This window comes from Lentibacter algarum (genome assembly GCF_040580765.1).
GTDB classification, from domain to species: Bacteria; Pseudomonadota; Alphaproteobacteria; order Rhodobacterales; family Rhodobacteraceae; genus Lentibacter; species Lentibacter algarum.
In genome coordinates this window covers 3,052,949-3,075,391 of sequence record NZ_CP158687.1, presented here as the reverse complement: position 1 = coordinate 3,075,391, position 22,443 = coordinate 3,052,949, and the positions used below count along the sequence as shown (strand labels likewise).

Below are 22,443 nucleotides of genomic sequence, written 5' to 3'. Positions count from 1 at the left end.
AACCTACCGTCACTTTACAGCTTATCCACAAAGCACTGCACCCGATCAGCCATTTGCTCAGGACTTTCATCGCGCTTAAAAAAGTCGATAAAGCCCTGCTCTGGCGTCACAAGGTAGGTGAAGGTGGAGTGGTCCACGAGATAAAACTCGTCGCCTTCTTCTGGGTCTTGCTTCTTGAAATAGGTGCGATACGCCATACTTGCCGCCTTTACCTGCTCAGCAGAGCCCGTCAGCCCGAGCATTTCAGGGTGCATCACACCAGTAAATTCGGCCAATGACTCAGGCGTGTCTCGCTCAGGATCAATCGAAATAAACGCCGTGCCAACATCATATCCGCGCTCTTCTAGGAGCACGGCCGCTTCGCCGTTGCGAGAGGTGTCGAGCGGGCAGACATCTGGGCAGAACGTATAACCAAAATAAAGCAGCGTCGGCTTAGTGATAACGTCTTTATCCGTTACGGTCTTGCCCGTCTCGTCCACAAGCTCGAATGGCCCGCCAATTGCAGATGTACCGCCCGCGACAGCACCAATGCGGCATTCCGCAAATTTGTCGCCCGAACCACCTGCAAAATATGTGTATCCAAAGGTTCCAATCAGGAGGGCTCCAGCGGCTACGGCCGCTCCAATCGCCAAATTCCGTGACATAGGTCTTCCTTTCTTGCTGCATTCTTAGCATGCTCGCGTTTCTACTCTCTCATTTAGGCGGCCAAACACAACATGCAATCGGACAATACGCCTCAACCATCCCCCGCCTATCCACTGCCTGAGGGCTTGCGCCGCGGAAGCTATATTCGCTTGCGGACAATCATCTGGCTCAGATGGGCTGCCGTCTTTGGCCAACTCGCCGCGCTTTTTGTGGCAGAGCACTATTATAACCTGCGCCTTGAAGTTAGCCTGTTTTATCTCGTGATCGGGGCCTCGGTTCTGGCAAACCTGATTGCAATGTTTGTGTTCCCTCAAAACCGCCGTCTTTCAGAGCCGGAAAACTTCTTTATGGTTCTGTTTGATTTGTTGCAGCTCGGCGCGCTGCTTTTTCTTGCAGGCGGACTAAACAATCCGTTTTCCGTTCTGATTGTCGGGCCCGTCGCCGTATCGGCCGCGGTGCTCTCCACGCGAAGCACAATCACCCTCGGGCTGATCACTGTCCTGATAGCCTCTGTCCTCAGCCAGTTCTATTACCCCCTGCGCACAGACCAAGGCTATATATTGCGGATTCCCGAGATATTCATCTTCGGCACCTGGGCCGCCGTAATCATCGCTGTAACCTTTCTGGGCGTCTACGTCCGTCGCATTGCGCTGGATGCCAATGCCATGTCGGAGGCCTTTCAGGCAGCACAGCTCGCCCTCTCCCGCGAACAAAAATTGACAGACCTTGGCGGGGTTGTCGCCGCTGCCGCGCATGAGCTCGGCACCCCTCTGGCGACAATCAAGCTCACCAGCTCCGAGTTGCTCGACGAGTTCCCTGAAGGCAGCGAGCTGCGCGAAGACATCCAACTGATCGTAGACCAAACCGATAGGTGTCGCGACATTCTGCGCTCAATGGGACGCGCTGGCAAAGACGACATCTACATGCGCCAAGCCCCCGTCACCACTGTGGTCCAAGATGCGGCCAGCCCACACATCGGCCGCGGGCGCGATATTCATTTCCACGAAGAAAGCGCCGACGGAACACCTCAACCCGAAATTTACCGCAAGCCTGAAATTATCCATGGCCTGCGCAACCTCGTCCAGAATGCTGTCGACTTTTCACGCACCAATGTCTGGGTCGAAACGATTTGGAGCGCCGATAGCATCACCGTCAGAATTCAGGACGACGGCGGCGGCTTCCCGCCTGGAATGATCGGGCGCATCGGAGATCCTTTCATGCGGCGGCGCACCAACGCACAAGATCGCGCCCGCAAAACCGCTTACGAAGGCATGGGCCTTGGCCTGTTTATTGCCAAGACATTGTTGGAGCGGTCCGGCGCAGAACTCAACTTTGCCAACGGCCCAAACCACAGCCAGCAAACAGACTCAGAGTCACACCGTTCGGGCGCACTTGTTATTGTGCGCTGGAAAAATGACGATATCGCAATTGACAAAAGCGAGGGCCGCACACCCCTCGGCGCCAATCGACCAATCGAGATCTAAATAAAGTTAACTATTATTTAAGAAAATTTACGCCAAGATAAGACACGTATTGGGAATGTAGCGATGTTGTTGGAAACTATAGATATACTTGTGGTCCTCATTGCAGGCTTGGTTACAGCCGCAGTTATCTTTTCATGCATTTATCTTGGAAATCTTTTTTTCAAGCCAAAGGTTTCGCTCCCGTCCCGCTATGCTGAGAGTCCTTGGATGCGCTTTTCTGGCCAGTCCTGTATCTCCGCCAGCCGCACTGCACTCGAGATTGTACAAATCGAAGAGGCACAATCGATCGTGTGGGAGCAAGCCCGCGATGCCCTGAAAGTCCGCTTTGCCGATCTGCCTAGGATATTGCCAGATCCGTCTGATGAAACCGCCCAAGAGAGTTATGCCTCGAGGTTCCCAGATGACAGCGGCATGCTGCACATCGATGGAGACGGAGAAGCCCTTACCGTTACAATCACAGACGAGGCGCCGCTCAGCCCCGTCGACAAACACCGCGAGTTGTCGCACCGCGCCGAGCTCGAAACACGCGAAAACGCGGTAGACAAACTCACACATCCGATGTGGGCCATCTCAAAGGGCCAAGTTATCTGGTCCAACAAAGCCTTTCGCACACTCCAAAGGGCAAAAGCCAGCACAGGCAGTGAAATCAAAGAAGTCTTTCATTTTGACACGCTGCGCGCTCTGAGCGGTCAGAGCCAAAGAGTTTCGATATCAGTTGGATCTTCTCAAAGCGAAGCACACTGGTTTGATATCTCGAGCGTGGAAGTCTCCGAGGATGTACTCTTGAACTGCGCCGTCAATGTTGACGGGCTGATCGCTGCCGAGACCGCCCAACGCAAATTCGTTCAGACGCTCGCCAAGACATTTGCGCAGCTTTCGACAGGTCTCGCCATTTTTGATCGTGATAGGCGTCTCGTACTCTTCAATCCCGCGCTGATTGATCTGACATCACTTCCGCCTCACTTCCTCTCGGCCCAGCCCAATTTGCAGAGCTTCTTTGACCGCCTCCGCGACAACAGGATCATGCCCGAGCCTAAAGACTATTCCTCTTGGCGCCGCCAAATCGCCGATCTCGTGGTAAAGTCCTCTGACGGCCGCTATCAAGAGACATGGCGCTTGCCCAATGGCCTCACCTACCGCATCGTGGGTCGCCCCCATCCCGACGGCGCCATCGCGATCTTGATCGAGGACATAAGCGTTGAGGTCTCCCTCACCCAACGCTTCAAAGGCCAGCTCGAGCTGCGCAATATTGCCATGGAAGCCATGGAAGATGCTTTGGTATGCTTTGAATCCGATGGGACAATTCTGTTCTGGAGCAGGGCCTTTGCGCGCTTTCTCGGCCTCCCAGATACTGAGCAAGCTGCGAGCTACACTCTTGGAAACATCATTCAGCTCTGGAAAGACAAACTCGAGCCAGGTGCAATACGCGATACGCTTTCAGCACGCATGCGCCACGGAAGCGAGCGACAAGGCAGCCTCACCCTTCTCAGTGGCGAAAAACTCGACTACGATCTGCGTGTCCACGAAGGCAATGCAACCATCGTTACCCTGCACACAGCTGCCCTCATGAGGCGTGATCTGCCGCCTACAATCGTTGCAGCAGAAGCGGGCTAAAAGCCCTTGCAGCGCCGTGCTCCAGAGGCCATCTTCGGCCTATGGCGCAATTTGAACATACCGCAGTTTTAGGCAGCGAAAGCGCCACCTCCCACTTTGCAGCGGCCCTTGGTGCGCGTCTTTCTGCGGGGGATACTGTTCTACTCGAGGGCGGCATTGGCGCGGGCAAAACCCACCTCGCCCGCGCATTGATCCTCTCGCGCCTGAGCATCCACGAAGATGTGCCATCGCCGACATTTACCTTGGTACAAACGTACGAGGCAGACAACGGGCTCGAGATTTGGCACGCCGATCTTTACCGCCTGACCGACCCGTCTGAACTTGAAGAGCTTGGACTCACCGAAGCTTTTGAAGAGGCTATCTGCCTTATCGAGTGGCCTGACCGCCTTGGCAGCCTACGCCCCGCCACTTCGCTCACGCTCAGGCTTGACCTAACAGCGCAGGAGGGCGAAAGAGTGCTGCATATGTCCGGCCCCGAACGCTGGTCTTTCCTCAAAGAACTGAGCTTCACATGACTGAGCGCTACAATCTTTCCACAGATTTTCTTGCCGCTGCAGGCTGGAGCGACGCGGTACGCGCCCCCCTTGCTGGCGATGCATCCAACCGTCGCTACGAGCGCTTACAGGCCACCGACGGATCTCCCGCTGTCCTGATGGATGCTCCTCCCGAAAAGGGCGAAGACGTTCGTCCGTTCGTGGCCATCGCAGAATATCTTACAAGCCTTGGCCTCTCAGCTCCACACATCCTTGCCGCTGATACTGAGTGTGGCTTTCTGCTGCTTGAAGACCTCGGAGACGATCTTTTCGCCCGCGTCGTGCTCAGTGCGCCAGCACTGGAAACAGAGCTCTACACCGCTGCGACAGATGTGCTCCTAGCCTTACACAGCCATACGCCGCCACAAAGCCTCGCACCCTATGATGCACCCGTAATGGCCGATATGGCCGCTCTCGCTTACCGCTGGTATGGCGCACAAGAGACGGGCAGCATGGCCGCGCAGTCGGACGCATTTCACACCGCCTTTCAGGCCCTTCTAGATGCACATATCCCTGACCAAACAGTGCTGATCCAGCGTGACTATCACGCCGAAAATCTTCTCTGGCTCCCCACGCGCATCGGCCCTGCCCGCGTCGGCCTGCTTGATTTTCAAGATGCGATGCTGGGTCACCCGGCCTATGATCTCGTCTCACTGTTGCAAGATGCTCGACGCGATGTCCCCCCCGCAATCGAACAGAAAATGCTTGCCCACTACATCAACGGAAGCGGGCATGATGAGACAGAATTCCATGCCGCCTATGCCCTTCTTGGCGCACAGAGAAACCTGCGCATTCTCGGCGTCTTTGCGCGGCTCTCGCTCTTGGCGGGCAAGCCTCATTACGTTGATTTCATCCCCCGCGTCTGGGGCTATCTGATACGCGATCTGGAGCACCCTTTGCTGTCAGACATACGCACACAACTTCTCGCCGATTTGCCCGCGCCTTCCGAAGCGCTCCTCACAGAATTGAAGGTCAAATGCGGAACACTCCAAACGCTCTGATGATCTTTGCCGCAGGTTTCGGCACTCGTATGGGCGCGCTCACAGCGCACCAGCCAAAACCGATGGTCAAAGTCGCTGGCAAACCGCTGATTGATCATACTCTCGCGCTCGCTGCGCCACTGGGCCTCAAAACGGTCGTCAATCTGCACTACCTCCCGCATATCCTTGAGGAGCACCTCGCAGACAGCGGTGTCACAACGCTTACAGAAGCCCCCGATATCTTGGAAACAGGCGGGGGCTTGCGAAATGCACAAACTCATCTCGGCAGCGGCCCCGCTTTCACGCTCAATTCTGATGCGCTCTGGCGCGGCCCCAATCCACTCAGCGCTTTGCAGGCCGCATGGGACCCAGACAAAATGGATGCGCTCCTCCTCTTGATACCGCGCGAAAATGCGCTCGGTCACAAAGGCATGGGCGACTTTATTCTAAACAAAACAGGCCAAATTACACGCGGCGCAGGCCTTGTTTATTCGGGCGCACAGATCATCAAGCCAGAGTTGACAGAAGAGATCAACGAGCGAGCTTTTTCACTCAATCTTGTTTGGGACAAGCTCCTCGCCTCTGGGCGCCTTTACGGGCTGCCCTATTCTGGCCAGTGGTGCGATGTCGGCTCCCCTGAAGGCATCACACGGGCCGAAAGGATGCTCAATGACACCCCTGTTTAATGGTTCCAAGTTTCCCCAACTGTTCGGCACTCCGCTTGGCGCAGACTTTCCCCGTGCACTTGTTGATGCCCTCCAAACTGCCTATGCCGACAAACCGCCCGAGGCGTTGGCACGCGTACATCTTGTTCTCAACACCCGCCGCATGGCGCGCCGTGTAAGTGAGTTGTTTGACGAGGGCGACGCGCTCCTGCTGCCACGCATCTCGCTTATTTCTGACTTCGCCACCCTCGATCCAAACTGCCCGCTGCCCGCGTCAGAGCCAGCCTTGCAGACCAAGCTGGCGCTCTCAGTCCTAATTCGCTCACTGATCGAAGCAGAGACCAAAACAAAAGATCACACAGCCATCGCGCCCCGTGAAGCGGCCTTTGATCTGGCCGAAAGCCTCACCGCACTGATGAGTGAAATGCACGAAGAAGGCGTTGCGCCCGATGCCGTCGCAGCGCTGGATGTCACAGACCAATCAGGCCATTGGGAGCGCGCTCAAGCCTTCCTCAAAATTGTGCAAACTTACGCCTTGAGCCGCGATGGGCTAACAACAGCGCAACGCAGCCGCAAGATCACAGAAGCGCTCGTTGCTCGTTGGTCCGAAAAGCCACCAAATGACCCGATCATCATTGCTGGCTCCACAGGCTCACGTGGCCTCACAGCCGCGCTCATGCGCGCGGTTTCAAAGCTGCCACAAGGTGCTGTCGTTCTCCCGGGCTTTGACTTTGCTTTCGCCGCAGATGCTTGGCCGCGACTTCCCGATGCGGCCATGTCTGAAGATCATCCACAATACCGTTTTCAAGCGCTTCTCGCAGCCCTTGAGCTCGCGCCGAAAGACGTAAAGCAATGGCCTGCAGGTACGGCGCCATCAGAGGCACGCAACAGACTTCTCTCCCTAGCCCTACGCCCCGCACCTGTCACAGATCAGTGGATCGAAAACCGCTCCGAAGCCGCGCTGATCGCTGAAGAAGCGACAAGCGGGATCACACTCCTTGAGGCCAACTCCCAGCGGGACGAAGCTCTCGCCATCGCTCTACGCCTACGCCAAGCGGCAGAAGACGGCCAGCAAGCCGCCCTAATCACCCCTGATCGCGGCCTTTCACGCCAAGTCACAGCGGCACTTGCCCGCTGGAGCATCACGCCTGATGACAGTGCTGGTGAGCCGTTGCATCTCTCCCCCGTCGGTCGTTTTCTGCGTCATGTACAAGAGGTGCTCAGCCCCCGCGCACTTACGGCAGAAGCGCTCATCACACTTCTCAAGCATCCGCTCTGCAACGCGCTCGAAGAGCGCGGCACACACCTGCGATACACCCGCGAGCTTGAGCTCTATATTCGCCGCAAGGGCGTGCCCCAGCCCGACACAGATACGCTTTTGGCCTTCGCTACCGCCCATAAAGACGAAGCCGCGCGCCTCTGGGCCGCTTGGGTGTCCGAAGCGTTTTTTGGCCTCAGTGTGGTGGGCGAGCAGCCTTTGGAGGTGCTCATCAAAACACATCTAGAAACAGCGGAAGCTCTTTCGCGCGGACCCTCAATAGCAGAAACACCGCTCTGGAAAAAAGATGACGGCGAAGAAGCGCAAAAGCTTTTCAACAGCCTGCTCGCCTGCGCCCCTGCTGGCGGTGAGATGACGCATTATGACTACATCAATCTGATTGATTCCTCCCTCTCCTCTGGCGAGGTTCGCCGCAGCGAGGCGACACATTCTGGCGTGCTCATCTGGGGCACACTTGAGGCCCGCGTACAGGGCGTCGATCTCCTTATTCTTGCTGGGCTCAACGAGGGCAGCTGGCCAGAAGCTCCCGCGCCCGACCCTTGGCTCAATCGCGCCATGCGCGCCAAGCTTGGACTGCTTCTGCCTGAGCGGCGAATTGGCCTCTCGGCTCATGACTTTCAGCAAGCAATTGCGGCAAAAGAAGTATGGCTCACTCGGGCCCATAAATCGGATGATGCCGAAACAGTTCCCTCTCGCTGGGTCATTCGCCTGACCAATTTGCTAATAGGTCTTTCTCAAGAACGGGGCGAAAAAGCCCTTAGCGAAATGCGGGCGCGCGCCAAACCTTGGCTCACACGCGCCAAGCAAATTGATGCTCCTTTGGCCCTGGTCCCACAAGCCCAGCGCCCCGCGCCAGTGCCCCCTGTGATAAATCGTCCGCGGACGCTCTCAATAACCAAAATTCAAACGCTCATCCGCGATCCATATGCGATTTACGCACGCCATATCCTCAAGCTCAATCCGCTCAATCCCTTGCAAAAAATGCCCGACGCACTCCTACGCGGCACAATTCTGCACACAGTCATGGAAGACTTCATCAAGGCGGCCAGTGCTGACCCGTCACTCCGCAACCGTGCGACCCTCAGCGCACTGGCCCAAGATATCCTAGAACGCGATGTCCCTTGGCCCGCAGCACGCCTCATATGGCGCGCCCGCTTTGAAAAAGTCATAGATAGCCTTCTCAAGGAAGAGGCCGAGCGCGCAAAACACGGACAATTCCTCAAGGCCGAGGCAGAAGGACAGCTCGAATTGAAAGACATCGGCTTCTCTCTCAAGGGCAAGGCCGACAGGTTTGACCTTCTCGATGACCAAACACTCGCGATCTATGATTACAAGACAGGAAAGCCCTCCAGTCCTGACGTGCGAAAGAGTTTTGACAAGCAGCTCCCGCTGACAGCGGCAATGGCTTCTGAGGGAGCCTTCAAAGATATCCCAGCGACAGCCATTGGCAGGATCGGTTACATCGGCCTAGGTTCGGATTGCGGCGAGTTCCTGCTGAAGCCCGAGGAATACGACACAGCAAATATTCTCGCCGAATTCAGACGGCTTATCCTCGCGTTCCTGTCTCCAGACAAAGGTTACCCCTCTCGTCGCGCAGTTCAAAAAGAAAGCTTCACAGGCGACTATGATCACCTCGCCCGCTTCGGCGAATGGAGCAGCACTGACGACCCTGTAAAAGAGGTGCTGACATGAGCGCTCGCCCGAATGACGCAACGATCGCCCAGATCGATGCTGCGCGCCCTGACGCCTCTACATGGCTCTCCGCTAACGCAGGCTCTGGCAAAACCCGCGTGCTCACAGACCGCGTCGCCCGACTTCTGCTTGAGGACGTCGACCCGCAAAATATCCTCTGCCTGACCTACACCAAGGCCGCCGCCTCCGAGATGCAAAACCGCTTGCTCAAGCGCCTAGGCACATGGGCGATGAAGTCTAACACGGAGCTAGAACAAGAGCTGGCCGAGCTTGGCGCAGCCGTTGGTGCTGATCCCAGCTACTACAAAAATGCCCGCCGCCTCTTCGCCAAAGCGATCGAAACACCGGGCGGCCTGCGCATCCAGACGATCCACTCCTTTTGTGCCTCACTGCTCCGTCGCTTTCCGCTTGAAGCGGGCGTCACCCCCCAGTTTACCGAGCTAGATGATCGCTCATCCGCCCAGCTACGCGAGCAAGTCGCCGATGACCTCGCCACCTCATCTGAGGGCAAGCTTCTACTCGATATGATCAGCCACCTCGGTGGCAACGAATTCGAGAAATTTACAGCCAGTATCGTCTCTAATAAGGCGAAATTCGCTCAAGAGCTAACGCGTGCTGACGTTTGCAAAACCTTCAACATCCCCGCTGACCTCACCCAAGACAAGCTTTTGTCCGAAGTCTTCCTCGGCGGAGAGGTGGAGTTGATCGCGCAGATTTTGCCTTTTCTCGCAGCAAGCGAAAAAGTGAGTGACAACCGCGCGCACGACAAACTCGCAACCGTCAAAGGCCCAAGCCTTGGCGCGCTTCTGACGTTCGAGTCAGCCTTCCTCACAAGCAGCGGCAAAAACCCGTTCTCCGCCAAGCTTACGAGCTACGCCACCAATGACACCCGCGAGCTTTATTCGCACCTCGCCCCCCAAATCGAAGCGCTGATCCTGCGTGTCGAGGCCGCACGCCCGCGCCGTGTTGCCCTCGCCGCCGCTCAAAGTACTCTTGCGCTCCACGCCTTCTCTCGGGCCTTCCTTGCGCGCTATGATGCCGTCAAGCAGGCGCGCGGCTGGCTCGATTTTGATGACCTCATCCTCAAGACAAAAGCGCTCCTCACAAACCCCCAAGTTGCCGAATGGGTGCTCTATCGCCTTGATGGCGGCATTGATCATATTCTTGTGGATGAGGCCCAAGATACGTCCCCAGAGCAATGGGCGGTGATCGAAGAACTCGCTCGCGAGATCACATCGGGCCAAGGCGCGCAGGCCGAAAAGCCTCGCACCATCTTTGTCGTTGGTGATAAAAAGCAATCGATCTATTCGTTCCAAGGCGCTGACGCGGCCGAGTTTGGGCGGATGCAAAACCTCTTTCAAGACAAACTTTCGCTCCACGAAAAGCCGCTGCATAGCCGCAACCTCGCATATTCTTTCCGTTCCGCCTCCGCCATTCTGAACACGGTCGATGCCGTTTTTGAAGAGCAAGACGGCGCAGGTTTTGAAGCAGACGCACGCCATATCGCTTTTCATGAAACAATGCCGGGTCGCGTCGATATCTGGCCAATCGTTGAGAAAAACGACAAGGCAGAAGACCCGCTTTGGTATGATCCGCTTGATATTCTAACCCCAGATGATCCAGTCTCAGTGCTCGCTGCCAAAATCGCGAGCAGCATCAAGCAGATGATCGACAGCAAGGCGTTGATCCCGACAAAGCATACAGACGGCACATGGCAAGCCCGCCCCATACACGAAGGCGATGTGCTCATTTTGCTCCAGCGTCGCTCTGATCTCTTCCATGAAATCATTCGCGCCTGCAAATTGGTCGGGCTTGAAGTCGCAGGGGCTGACAGACTGCGCATTGGTGAGCAAATCGCCGTCAAAGATATCACCGCCTTACTCAAGTTTCTTGCAACCCAAGAAGACGATCTCTCACTTGCCGCTGTTCTGCGCTCGCCTCTCTTTGGTTGGTCCGAACAGGAGCTCTTTACGCTGGCTGCAAATCGCAAAGGCTATCTCTGGGAAGCGCTCCGCAGTGAAACCGTGACACATTCAGCAACTCTCGAAATACTCAATGACCTTCGTCGCGTAACCGATTTTTTGCGCCCCTATGATCTCATTGAGCGTATTCTAACGCGCCACAAGGGCCGCCAGAACATCCTCGCACGGCTTGGATACGAAGCCGAAGACGCACTCGACGCCTTTCTCACGCAAGCTCTGAATTACGAGCGCGCTTCTGTTCCCTCTCTGACAGGCTTTCTCAGCTGGCTCGAAAGCGACGACCCCGAGATCAAGCGACAGACCGAAGCTGCTGGCAAGCGCATCCGCGTGATGACAGTCCACGGCTCAAAAGGGCTGGAAGCGCCCATCGTCATTATGCCCGACACCGCCGATCGCAAAAATGAGTTCAGAGGTCAAATCGTCGGTATCGAAGGCACAGCACTCTATAAACAAAGCAAAGACGACTCTCCCGCCGTTCTTCAGGATGCCGTGGATCAGCAGATCGCCGCGCAACAAGCAGAAAGAGAACGGCTGCTTTACGTCTCAATGACGCGAGCCGAAAAATGGCTGATCATCGCCGCCGCTGGCGAAGCCAAGAGTGGTGGCAACAGCTGGTATGAATCAGTCTCTAATGCAGCCCAAAAGCTTCCATTTGAACCAGTGAGCCATGATGGCCAAATTATCCAACGCCTAGAATCAGGCGACTGGACTGCGCTTATAGACCACTCTCAGTCTGACCTGCCCCAAGATGCTCAAATCCCCCTTGAGCCCCAGTTCACGAAGTCCGCACCCGACGGGCCCTCACGCCCTCAAACGTTTTCTGCCTCAAATCTCCCTGGCGCCAAAGCCCTTGCTGGCAGTGATGGCCTTGATGAGACTGCGGCAATGCGCTTCGGGACAAAGGTTCATTTGCTGCTAGAGCACCTCCCAAGCGTCTCGCCTGCCGAGCGCTCCATGTTGGCCCAAAGCCTGCTGTTTGATTTTGATGAAAAAGAAGAAAATGCAGCAGTTTGCGCAGAAGTAGAGACTGTTTTATCAAACAAAGATCTAGCGCCTCTCTTTGCAGAAGATGCACTCTCTGAAGTTGCTTTGAGCGCACCCAGCACCACTTTGGGCAAGCGTTTGCATGGCATTATAGACAAACTCGTCCTCTCCGAGGACCGTGTTCTCGCTGTTGACTTCAAGACAAATGCGACCGTCCCAGAAGCCCCGCAAGACACACCTCTTGGTATCCTGCGCCAGATGGGCGCCTACAGCGAAGCCCTTGCCCTCATATACCCGAACCGCAAGATTGAAACGGCCATTCTCTGGACCAAAACGGCCAGTTTGATGACGCTTCCTCAGGATATTGTGATGAAGGCCTATCAGGACACTACATATCTTGACGATCTGCCACCCACTACCTAGGTTCTGACCAAGCGAACCCAATCCCATTAGGAGAGAACCAATGGCCACTGTTGCTGTCACCGACGACACATTCGACGCCGAAGTCAAAAATTCCGATATCCCCGTTGTGGTGGATTTCTGGGCCGAATGGTGCGGCCCCTGCAAACAGATCGGCCCGTCACTGGAAGAGCTCTCCGCTGAAATGGAAGGCAAAGTCAAAATCGTGAAAGTCGACGTTGACTCAAATCCAAACTCAGCCGCAGCCATGGGCGTACGCGGCATCCCCGCGCTTTTCGTCTTCAAAGGCGGCGAGCCTGTGGCCAACCTCTCAGGTGCACGCCCGAAAGCACAGCTTCAAAGCTGGATCGAAGACGCGATCTAAACAGCAAGCCAAATTTCTAAAGAAAGCCCCGCCCCAGAGCGGGGTTTTTTATGCAATCCACCCAGCGGTCCGAAAGCGCGAGGCGATCTGAGCGTCCGCCTCATCCCGCCCTGCATTGATCGACATTTCTTGCCAGAACCACCAAAGATATCGCTCAAAATCGGGCCGCATTTCGGCCACCCGTTCAAGCGCCTCTTCAACGCCCAAGTCATGCACATTCGCCGCAATATGGTGAAAATCAATTTTGCCAAAAAGCGCAGCAGGCTTCCCGAAAAAATATCCAAAAAACGCCGCGCCCGAGTTCTGGCTGACAACATAGTCGCACGAAGGCAAATATCGCTCCATCTGCCCCATCACAACAGTCACACGCTCGAACCTGTGCTCAAACTTCTCAAGCGCATCAATGTCGCTGGCAGAATACGGCTCCTTCGGGTGCATCCCGATTACAACAGGCCGCTCACTGTCCGCGTCCAAAACCGCCTCAATCATCTCAAGAGGCGAGGCCGCCTGAAAAGAGCGCTGCTCTGAAATCCGCCCCTGCAGCGGCACATAAACATACCCCTCACGGCTGGAAGCAGCTTCGCCAAACATGCGCTTGCGCCAGTTGTTTGCAAACCGCGCCGCCTTATGGCCGTTCACGGTTTCAGGATCAAACGCCGCGCGTGCCACATCCCATTCCCAGCGCTTGTCACTCGCCTCAATCGCCCAAAACGGATAGGCATAAACGCGGCGCATAACGAGCGTATCTTCAGTCATTGGCTCCCACATATGTACCAGTGCACGCCCCGAAAAGGGCTCGTGCCGCTGCGCCTCGTCGGCATAAGAAACATCAAGCCCACCCCTACGGAGCACGCACTCTATCTTACCCAAAAAGTTATGCTGCCCAGCCTCGGCACTGGCTTTCATCTCAGGCTCAAGAAAGATCGTTACACATTCGCTCATGCCAAAGTGCTAGCCCCGCAATCATCTCCAAACAAGCCAAACCTTGTGCTCATGCCTCCAAGCCGCCATATATTCTGACAAGTTGAAGGAGACACCAATGGCGCAATCAGATTTTCCCGGTTGGCACGGAACGACAATCGTCGCCGTCAAAAAAGATGGAGAAGTCGTCATTGCTGGCGACGGCCAGGTGAGCCTCGGCCAAACCGTCATCAAAGGAACGGCCCGCAAGGTTCGCCGCATTTCCCCGGGCGGGCACGATGTCCTCGTCGGCTTCGCAGGCAGCACTGCTGACGCCTTTACGCTTCTAGAGCGCCTCGAAGCCAAACTCGAAGCCACCCCAGGCCAACTTGTCCGCGCCTGCGTCGAGCTCGCCAAAGACTGGCGCACAGACAAATACCTGCAAAAGCTTGAGGCCATGCTTCTCGTTTCTGATGGCCGCGAGCTCTTTGTTATTACAGGCGCTGGCGATGTGCTTGAGCCAGAGCACAATGTCGCCGCGATCGGCTCAGGCGGAAACTTCGCTCTCGCCGCCGCCCGCGCCCAGATGGATACCAATAAATCCGCAGAAGAAGTCGCACGCACAGCCATGGCCATCGCGTCCGATATTTGCGTCTACACAAACGGAAACCTGACCGTAGAAACCATCAAAGGCTAATACCTTCTTCTTTTCCTAAATATCCTGGGGTGAATTGGCCGAAGGCCAAGAGGGGCAAAGCCCCTGCCACGGGCGGCGCCAAAGGCGGCGCAAACCCTTCTAAAAGCGAGACCCAAAATGACAGACCTAACCCCCCGTGAAATCGTCTCCGAGCTGGACCGCTTCATCATTGGTCAGGCCGATGCCAAGCGCGCAGTCGCCGTGGCCCTGCGCTCTCGTTGGCGGCGCAAGCAACTGTCTGATGATCTGCGCGATGAGGTTTACCCAAAGAATATCCTAATGATCGGCCCGACAGGTGTCGGCAAAACCGAGATTTCTCGCCGCCTCGCCAAGCTGGCCCGCGCGCCCTTTATCAAGGTCGAGGCGACGAAGTTTACGGAGGTCGGCTATGTGGGCCGCGATGTCGAGCAGATCATCCGCGATCTTGTTGATACCGCTATTCTCCAAACCCGCGAACACATGCGTGAAGACGTAAAGGCGCGCGCACATTCCGCCGCGCAAGAGCGCGTGATCACGGCCATCGCCGGCGAAGACGCGCGCGAAGGTACGCGTGAAATGTTCCGTAAAAAGCTCCAATCAGGTGAGCTGGACGATACAATCATCGAGCTTGATATCGCCGATACCTCAAACCCGATGGGCGGTATGTTCGACATCCCTGGCCAGCCTGGCAGCCAGCCCGGCATGATGAACCTCGGCGAGATATTCGGCAAAGCCATGGGCGGACGCACGACCCGCAAAAAGCTTACAGTCGCAGAAAGCTATGGCGTCCTCATTTCAGAGGAAGCTGACAAACTGCTTGATGATGAACAGGTCACAAAAACCGCGCTTGAAAGCGTTGAGCAAAACGGAATTGTCTTTCTCGACGAGATCGACAAAGTCGCAACCCGTCAGGATTCCCGCGGCGGCGATGTCTCCCGCGAGGGTGTCCAGCGTGACCTGCTTCCGCTGATCGAAGGCACAACCGTAAGCACCAAACACGGCGCCATCAAAACAGATCATATCCTTTTCATTGCCTCGGGTGCCTTCCATATCGCAAAGCCCTCCGATCTCTTGCCAGAGCTTCAAGGCCGGCTTCCCATTCGCGTGGAACTGCGCGCACTGACCGAGGATGATTTCGTGCGCATTCTCACAGAAACAGACAATGCCCTCACGCTGCAATACTCTGCTTTGATGGCAACAGAAGAAGTCACTGTGACTTTCACAGAAGACGGGATCAAAGCCCTCGCCAAGATCGCCGCCGAGGTAAACGCCACGGTCGAAAATATCGGGGCGCGCCGCCTCTACACCGTGCTCGAGCGGGTCTTTGAAGAGCTCAGTTTCTCAGCGCCCGACCGTGCAGGCGACGCCGTCACAGTCGATGCTTCATTCGTAGATAAACACCTTGGCGAGCTGCTGAAATCATCTGATTTGTCAGGCTATGTCCTGTAGCGCGCGTATTTACTGCATAAGCCCACGCTAGATCGTAATTCTAACGCATAAAATCGTATATTTATGCTGAACTTTGCGCATTTACCGCATTCCACATAGGCTATCTTCCCTGCCAGCGCACAGGAGAAGTAGCATATGCAGGTCGAAAACTACGTCTATCAGAACATCGCACAGTCTCTCAAAGACCACGGCGTCGAGACAATCTTTGGCCTTATGGGCGACGCCAATCTCTTCATGGTCGACAGCTTTGTCCGCGACTGTTCTGGACGTTTTGTGCCCGCCGCACACGAGGGCAGCGCTGTGCTCATGGCCCTCGCCTATACCCATGTCGCAGATAAAGTCGGTGTCGCCACCGTGACACACGGCCCAGCCCTGACAAACTGCATGACGGCCCTCACAGAAGGTGCCCGCGGTCATATCCCAATGGTCCTCCTTGCTGGCGACACCCCCGTTGCCAACCCCCGTCACCTCCAGAGCATTGATCAGCGCGAGGTCGTCAAAGCGACAGGCGCAGGCTTTGAACAAATGCGCACGCCCGAGACAGTCGCTATGGATGTCGCACGCGCCTTTTACCGCGCCCAAGTGGAGCGACGACCCATTGTGCTCAATATGCCCGCCGATTTCATGTGGCGGGAGGCGGCTCATACGCCCAGCGTTCTAGATGTCTTCACCGCGCCGGGCGGTGTTGCCGAAGGCGAAATTCTCGACAACGCCATCGGCATGATCGCCTCCGCGCGCCGCCCGCTTATCCTCGCTGGTGCGGGCGCAGTAAAAGCCCGTGAAGAGATCATCAAACTGGCTGACCGCCTTGAAGCCCCCCTCGCCACCACGCTCAAAGCCAAGGGCCTTTTCAAAGATCACCCTTACAACATCGATATCTTCGGCACGCTCTCAACACCTGCCGCCTACGAGCTGATTGCCCAGTCCGATTGCATCATTTGCTTCGGCGCGTCCCTGCATGACTTCACGACAGATCAGGGCAAGCTCATGAAAGACAAACGCATCGTTCAGATTGACGTCACGCCCACAGCCATAGGCGGCGGCCTTCACCCAGACGCCGCCCTCGTGGCCGACGCTGGCCTCACCGCAGAGACAATTCTCTACTGGCTGAACGAAGCCGAAATACCCGCGAGCGGCTTCACCCGAGATCTTGATATCGCGAAGCTCACAGAGCACCCGATCGGACCCAACAAGACAGCCGAGGGCTGTGTCAACTATATCCATGCGCTTGAACGCCTCGAAGAAGTGCTTCCCAAAGACCGCCTCCTCGTCACAGACGGAGGCCGCTTCATGACAGAGGTCTGGGTGCGCCTCTCTGTCCAAGGCCCCAAAAGCTTCGTCGCAACGACAAATTTCGGCTCCATCGGCATCGGCCTTCAAGAAGCCATCGGAGCAGGCGTGGCAGCACCCGAAAAACCTGTCGTTATGTTTACAGGCGATGGCGGCTTCATGATGGGTGGCATTAACGAGTTCAACACAGCCGTCCGTCTCGGCCTCGACCTCATCGTGATCGTGGCAAATGACTCCGCCTATGGCGCTGAACATATCCAGTTCATTGACCGCAAAATGGATCCCTCACTGACAGAGTTTCACTGGCCAAGCTTCGCCGAGATCGGGGTCTCGCTCGGGGGCCAAGGCTACACGGTGCGCAACAACGCAGAACTAGAAGAAGCCCTCGCAGCAATCCCAAACCGTACAGGCCCGATGATGATCGAGCTGAAGCTCGACCCCCACGACGTCCCACGCATGAGGATCTGATCGCTAGATAATTTCGTCCTCATCAAACAGCGCTGCCTCTTCAAGCTGCGTGGTAATATCGTCCATCGCTGCTTCGGCAACATCCGTTGATTTCACGGCTGCAATATGAAAAAGCGCATCGCCCTCGTGTACCACAGGCATGACAGCGCGGCCCACAATGATCCCACTGTACTTGGTGGCAACCTCGATTTCCCTCTCGCCAAACGGGTCCGCGATCGCAGCGACAATATCACCCTCCTGCACCACATCCCCTTCGGCCTTAAACGTTCTCAAAAGGCCCCCCGCTGGCGCGCGCATCCAGTGGCTGTCAGAGCACACAAGCGAACGCGCTTTTGGCTTGGCGATCCCCGCAGTCGGCAAAAGCCCAACCTCGCTCAAAACGCGCATGATCCCTGCAAGCCCAGCCCGCACGGACATCTCGTCAAAGCGCATCCCCTCGCCCGCCTCGTATAGCAGAACGTCGACACCCTTTTTCTTCGCCTCCTGCCTGAGGCTTCCCTCACGCAAAGCGCTGGTCAGAATAACAGGCGCGCCAAAAACTTGAGCCAATCGCATAGTCTCACGGTTGCTCGCCGAAACGCGCACTTGCGGCAGGTTCACACGGTGTATGGCAGCCGAGTGCAAGTCGATCCCGAGCGAGGAGCGCTCGACAATCTCGCTCATGAAAATATCCGCAAGCCGCGAGGCAAGGGAGCCATGTGGCGAGCCAGGAAAACAGCGGTTGAGGTCGCGCCTGTCGGGCAAATACCGCGAGTGGTTGAGAAAACCAAAGGTGTTCACAATCGGCACAACAAGCAGCGTCCCGCTCAGCTTCTTGAGGTTCTTCGCGCGCAAGAGCCGACGGACAATCTCAACCCCGATCACCTCGTCGCCATGAATCCCAGCGCTGACAAAAACAGTTGGCCCGTCCTTCTTCCCGTGCACCACATGCGCCGACAGCGTCACAGGCGTGTGGTCTGAAAGCGTGCTGACAGGAATATTCACCGTCCGCCGCTCCCCCGCCAGAACGACTTCCCCCGCAATCTCAAAACCCTGTCGCTTGGTCATAATCTGTCCCTCAAAACCTTCACAAACGGTGTCGCAGGTTTTGAAGTGAAGTCAATTTGGTTTGCGGTGTTGGAGCGGTGCAATCTCTGCGCGGAATGCGGACGTTTGCTGCACTTCGCACTAACGGCAGCTATGCGGACGAAGTGACTATACGGGGCCTGTCGCAATTAGGCTCAAATTCCATATATCCGATTATGCGACTTAGGAGCGCTAACGCTCGCCCTGTTTAGAAACGCGCCTCTTTATTCGGCTGAGGCCAACGGGCGTTATGCCCAAATATCGAGCAACATCGTTCTGCGTCACCCGTGCAAATAGGGTGGGATGGGAGCTTACAAGTCGGCGATAACGGTCTTCTGCAGTCAGGCATAGAAGCTCGAATTCGCGAGTTTCTTTCTTCATTCCGTAAGACAGCAGAAAATCAACAAACTCACTCGCCAGTTCCACATCATTTCGACTGGCGTCATAAAGCACATAAAAATCAACGGCCACTAGCTCACTCGCTTCCAAGCAGACCAGATTAAAACTACTCTCACCGTCACCAAACACGCTTTTCAAGCTGCCTATTATGTCACCCTCCATTAGGAACGATTTAATGCTCTCTCGGCCATCATTATCAACATAATAGGCCTTCATCAGACCTTTTTTTACTACATAAAATGCGTCGCTCTTTTCGCCCTGTTGAAACAAGTATTGCCCTGCATCTTTGACAAGATGTCGGCCATGTTTTTCTACAATCTCTTGAAATTTCATATTTTTAACCCGGGTTAATGACTGTTCTGGCCCAACCGCCATACGTTCTAAAAAACTATAACTAGGGTCACAAAAATGGAACCCATCCAATTGAAATCAAAGCATATTGTCCTAACAGGCGGAACGGCGGGTATCGGCAAAGAACTCATCAAGCAACTTTACTCAAAAAATTCAATTTCCGTCATTGCCCGTCCATCAAATCGCCTCGATGAGCTGGGACGAGAATTCGATAATATAAGAGTATATGAAGCCGATTTAGCCAAGCCCGAAAGCGTGGCGGAAGCTGCTAATAAATTGGTAACGCGCGATGAGCCGATTGACGTTCTCATCAACAATGCTGCGGTTCAATATACGCCACATTTTCTGGATAATGATTTTGCTCTCGAAACCATTGAACGAGAGATTGATACCAATCTCACATCACCTGCCGTACTGATATATTTAACGCTTCCTGCGCTTTTAAAAAGTGCATCACCAGTCATCGTAAATGTAAACTCTGGCCTCGGATTGGTTCCTAAATCCAGCTCTGCTGTGTATTGCGCTACCAAGGGCGGTTTGAACATTCTTTCCCAAGCGTTAGCCAATCAGTTTGAAAATTGCCCCATACAAATTTCACAAGTATTTTTGCCTCTGGTGGATACGAAAATGACCGAAGGAAGAGGGTCAGGAAAAATATCAGCCACAGAGGCCGCCAGCCAAATAATTTACGGCATTCAAAAACGACAAGCGGAAATAAATATTGGCAAGGTGAAACTACTTCGCCTCATAATGCGGATTTCCCCGTCACTTGCCCGCTCAATCATGAAGAAGGGCTAGAACAGACATGAAATCTCTCATCAAAGTAATGCTCATTCTTGCGGCAATTTTTGCAACGACATTTATCCTTGGCCGTGTTATCGGCATTTTAACTGTAGAAAATGTGCGGAACTGGCTGGAATTTGTCCAAACTATTCACCCTGCTTGGGTAGCCGCTCTAGTTATAGCTTTGCTTTTCATTGACTTATTTGTTGCCGTTCCAACATTGACAATTACAATTTTAGCTGGATTTTTCTTGGGTTGCTCACAAGGCTTTATTGCTGGATTGGTGGGAATGTCACTCGCGGCATTCTGCGGGTATGCAATCGCAAGACGGTTTGGTGACCGCGCGATTAGTCTTATCGTGAAAGATGATGCTGAACGAGTAGCACTCAAAGAGGCCTTTCAAAACAGCGGCCCCGCGATGATAATGCTATCTCGTGGCGCACCTATTGTCCCAGAGGTGACTGCTTGCATGGCGGGTGCAACGCGAATGCCCTTTGGTCGCTATATGCTTTTCTTTTTGCTCAGCACCGTTCCTTACGTTGGCGTCGCGGCATACGCGGGTTCAATTAGTTCTGTAGAGAGTCCGCATCCCGCAATATTTGCAGTCATTTTTCTATACGGCGTTATGTGGACAGGATGGTTTCTCTTTAGAAGGCACCAAAGGCGTTTGAATAACGTGTAACCGTTTCAAAAACCATCCTTTTTGCAACGGCATTTGTGGATCAATAAAAACAAGCGCTTGGCTGTCGCAAAACACTGTTGCGAAATTCAAAGGTCAAACTAGGGCTCAAACCCGCCGTTCGCCGCGCAACGCGTCAATGTTGGTTGTGGGCCGAAAGTTTCATGTAATTGATCGATCCGTAGATTCACGATAACTGGCGTGCCTTCACTAAGTTCCCATGCGAAGAAGCCAAAATCCTTAGCTCCCAATTCCCAGCACCGAACGCCCCATTAACTTAATTTGCGTTAACAAATCCCCGTTTAGGCGGTGCACGGGTTGTGCACGCAAAGTGCACGCTTTTCACCCCCCTGGAATCAGCCTGTTTGGCGGGCATTAACCCTTCGGGACGGTGCGTTTACGTTTCGGGCTTTTCTTTCGCGGCGGTTTCCGCAAATGCTGGCTTATGGATACGCTTTCTTTCCTCAAGCTCAACGTCAGATGGCTCGCCGCGGGCGCGCTTCTCACCTTTATGTCGAGCTTCGGGCAGACGTTTTTTATCTCCATCTTTGCGGGTGAAATCCGCGCTGAATTCGGCCTAAGCCACGGAGAATGGGGCGGAATTTATGCACTGGGAACTCTGGCCTCGGCCGTTGTCATGGTCTGGTCCGGCGGGCTGACCGACCGTTTCCGCGTCCGCACACTTGGCCCTGTTGTGCTCGTCTGCCTCGCTGCTGCCTGCGCCTTTATGGCCACCAATCACGCCGCATGGCTCCTGCCCGCCGTGATCTTTACCCTGCGCATCACAGGTCAGGGCATGAGCAGCCATATCGCTGTCGTTGCCATGGCCCGCTGGTTCACCACCGCCCGCGGCCGCGCCCTCTCCGTTGCAGCCCTTGGTTTTTCAATCGGCGAGGCCGTTCTCCCACTGCTCTTTGTGGCCCTTCTAACAGTCTATGACTGGCGCTTACTCTGGCTTGCCGCTGCCTTGGTCGCTCTTCTTGGTATCCCCATTCTGGTTAGGCTATTGCAAGAGGAACGCACGCCACAATCTATGGCAAAATCAACTCACTCTGTGGGTATGAACGGCCGCCAATGGACGCGCAATCAAGCTATGTCTCACTGGCTTTTCTGGGTCATGGTTCCAGCCCTTCTCGGTCCCTCCGCCTTTGGCACCGCACTCATGTTTCACCAAGTGCATTTTTCCGAAATCAAAGAGATATCACATCTCACATTCGTGGCTATGTTCCCGCTCTACACAGCGGTCACAATCGCATCGATGGTTCTTTCAGGTTGGGCGCTTGACCGTATCGGAACACCGCGCCTCATTGTCTTTATGTATCTCCCCGCGGTGCTCTCCTTCCTCGTATTTGGCCTTGGTCAAGGCACAGCGGGCTTGGTACTTGGCTTCGCCCTCTTTGGCCTGACGTCAGGCGCAAATTCAACTTTACCAAATGCATTCTGGGCCGAATTCTATGGCACAGCCGCAATCGGTTCCATCAAAGCGATGGCCGCCGCCGTCATGGTGCTTGGCTCAGCCATCGGGCCAGGCCTTACCGGATGGGGGATCGACGCAGGCATCAGCCTTGAGGCCCAATATGTTGCGGTTGCGGTCTATTTTTCTTGCGCGAGCGCACTCCTCTTTTTCGGCGTGCGCAAAGCCACACAGCTTTTGCCACCACGCGAGGCATGAGCTTGTTTTTATTAGCTCCGGTGACTAAGACAGCATAAGCGGCCAAGAGATGGCCAAGAGATGAGGCCC

General features: G+C 55.2%; 18 protein-coding genes. 14 read left to right on the top strand and 4 right to left on the bottom strand.

The genetic code is table 11. The annotated features are described in order from the left end of the window. Positions 1 to 14: 14 nt before the first annotated feature. Positions 15 to 644 (bottom strand): SCO family protein, encoded by a 630-nt coding sequence (locus DSM117340_RS15300; RefSeq protein ID WP_354689801.1) that lies wholly within the window; start codon positions 642 to 644, stop codon positions 15 to 17. A gap of 72 nt (positions 645 to 716) precedes the next feature. On the opposite strand from DSM117340_RS15300, the gene regB reads away from it, so the two are divergent. The 8 genes from regB to trxA all read left to right on the top strand — a co-directional run bounded on the left by regB (position 717) and on the right by trxA (position 12,642). Then, a complete protein-coding gene (gene regB, locus DSM117340_RS15295) occupies positions 717 to 2,129 on the top strand; it encodes a sensor histidine kinase RegB (RefSeq protein WP_271437304.1) in 1,413 nt (470 codons plus the stop codon). Between the two features lie 207 nt (positions 2,130 to 2,336). Beyond that, on the top strand, positions 2,337 to 3,743 hold the full coding sequence (locus DSM117340_RS15290; protein WP_284260924.1) for a PAS-domain containing protein: 1,407 nt from the start codon (positions 2,337 to 2,339) through the stop codon (positions 3,741 to 3,743). 41 nt (positions 3,744 to 3,784) lie between these two features. After that, on the top strand, positions 3,785 to 4,258 hold the full coding sequence (gene tsaE / locus DSM117340_RS15285) for a tRNA (adenosine(37)-N6)-threonylcarbamoyltransferase complex ATPase subunit type 1 TsaE (protein ID WP_271437306.1): 474 nt from the start codon (positions 3,785 to 3,787) through the stop codon (positions 4,256 to 4,258). Next, positions 4,255 to 5,277, top strand: coding sequence for a phosphotransferase (locus DSM117340_RS15280; protein ID WP_284260929.1), 1,023 nt, complete (start codon positions 4,255 to 4,257; stop codon positions 5,275 to 5,277). Before tsaE ends, DSM117340_RS15280 begins: the two co-directional genes overlap by 4 nt. Continuing rightward, on the top strand, positions 5,253 to 5,942 hold the full coding sequence (locus DSM117340_RS15275) for a nucleotidyltransferase family protein (protein ID WP_271437308.1): 690 nt from the start codon (positions 5,253 to 5,255) through the stop codon (positions 5,940 to 5,942). Before DSM117340_RS15280 ends, DSM117340_RS15275 begins: the two co-directional genes overlap by 25 nt. Further along, positions 5,926 to 8,892 carry a double-strand break repair protein AddB gene (addB, locus tag DSM117340_RS15270; RefSeq protein ID WP_271437309.1) on the top strand — a complete coding sequence of 989 codons (2,967 nt, stop codon included), beginning with the start codon at positions 5,926 to 5,928 and terminating at the stop codon, positions 8,890 to 8,892. Before DSM117340_RS15275 ends, addB begins: the two co-directional genes overlap by 17 nt. Beyond that, a complete protein-coding gene (addA, locus tag DSM117340_RS15265) occupies positions 8,889 to 12,281 on the top strand; it encodes a double-strand break repair helicase AddA (RefSeq protein WP_284260934.1) in 3,393 nt (1,130 codons plus the stop codon). The genes addB and addA overlap by 4 nt, the downstream gene beginning before the upstream one ends. A 40-nt stretch (positions 12,282 to 12,321) precedes the next feature. Continuing rightward, a complete protein-coding gene (trxA, locus tag DSM117340_RS15260) occupies positions 12,322 to 12,642 on the top strand; it encodes a thioredoxin (protein WP_089893447.1) in 321 nt (106 codons plus the stop codon). A gap of 48 nt (positions 12,643 to 12,690) precedes the next feature. Here trxA and DSM117340_RS15255 read toward each other — a convergent pair whose 3' ends face one another. Next, positions 12,691 to 13,584: a hypothetical protein gene (locus tag DSM117340_RS15255; protein ID WP_271437311.1), complete on the bottom strand. Its 894-nt coding sequence runs from the start codon at positions 13,582 to 13,584 to the stop codon at positions 12,691 to 12,693. A gap of 97 nt (positions 13,585 to 13,681) precedes the next feature. Between DSM117340_RS15255 and hslV the strand changes: the two genes are divergently transcribed. The 3 genes from hslV to DSM117340_RS15240 all read left to right on the top strand — a co-directional run bounded on the left by hslV (position 13,682) and on the right by DSM117340_RS15240 (position 17,425). Continuing rightward, positions 13,682 to 14,239, top strand: a complete 558-nt coding sequence (hslV, locus tag DSM117340_RS15250) for an ATP-dependent protease subunit HslV (RefSeq protein WP_271437312.1) — start codon at positions 13,682 to 13,684, stop codon at positions 14,237 to 14,239. A 117-nt stretch (positions 14,240 to 14,356) separates the two neighbouring features. Next, positions 14,357 to 15,667 (top strand): ATP-dependent protease ATPase subunit HslU, encoded by a 1,311-nt coding sequence (hslU, locus tag DSM117340_RS15245; protein ID WP_271437313.1) that lies wholly within the window; start codon positions 14,357 to 14,359, stop codon positions 15,665 to 15,667. 135 nt (positions 15,668 to 15,802) lie between these two features. Continuing rightward, positions 15,803 to 17,425, top strand: coding sequence for a thiamine pyrophosphate-binding protein (locus tag DSM117340_RS15240; protein WP_271437314.1), 1,623 nt, complete (start codon positions 15,803 to 15,805; stop codon positions 17,423 to 17,425). Positions 17,426 to 17,428: 3 nt separating this feature from the next. On the opposite strand, the gene DSM117340_RS15235 is transcribed toward DSM117340_RS15240, so the two are convergent. Next, entirely contained in the window at positions 17,429 to 18,472 is a 1,044-nt protein-coding gene (locus tag DSM117340_RS15235; RefSeq protein ID WP_089893464.1) for a succinylglutamate desuccinylase/aspartoacylase family protein, read from the bottom strand. A 210-nt stretch (positions 18,473 to 18,682) separates the two neighbouring features. After that, positions 18,683 to 19,222 (bottom strand): Crp/Fnr family transcriptional regulator, encoded by a 540-nt coding sequence (locus tag DSM117340_RS15230; RefSeq protein ID WP_354689800.1) that lies wholly within the window; start codon positions 19,220 to 19,222, stop codon positions 18,683 to 18,685. 75 nt (positions 19,223 to 19,297) lie between these two features. On the opposite strand from DSM117340_RS15230, the gene DSM117340_RS15225 reads away from it, so the two are divergent. From DSM117340_RS15225 to DSM117340_RS15215, 3 genes are all read left to right on the top strand, one after another. Further along, positions 19,298 to 20,038, top strand: a complete 741-nt coding sequence (locus DSM117340_RS15225; RefSeq protein ID WP_271437316.1) for an SDR family NAD(P)-dependent oxidoreductase — start codon at positions 19,298 to 19,300, stop codon at positions 20,036 to 20,038. 7 nt (positions 20,039 to 20,045) lie between these two features. Continuing rightward, positions 20,046 to 20,705, top strand: coding sequence for a VTT domain-containing protein (locus DSM117340_RS15220; RefSeq protein ID WP_271437317.1), 660 nt, complete (start codon positions 20,046 to 20,048; stop codon positions 20,703 to 20,705). A gap of 442 nt (positions 20,706 to 21,147) precedes the next feature. Continuing rightward, a complete protein-coding gene (locus DSM117340_RS15215) occupies positions 21,148 to 22,374 on the top strand; it encodes an MFS transporter (protein WP_271437318.1) in 1,227 nt (408 codons plus the stop codon). Positions 22,375 to 22,443: the final 69 nt, after the last annotated feature.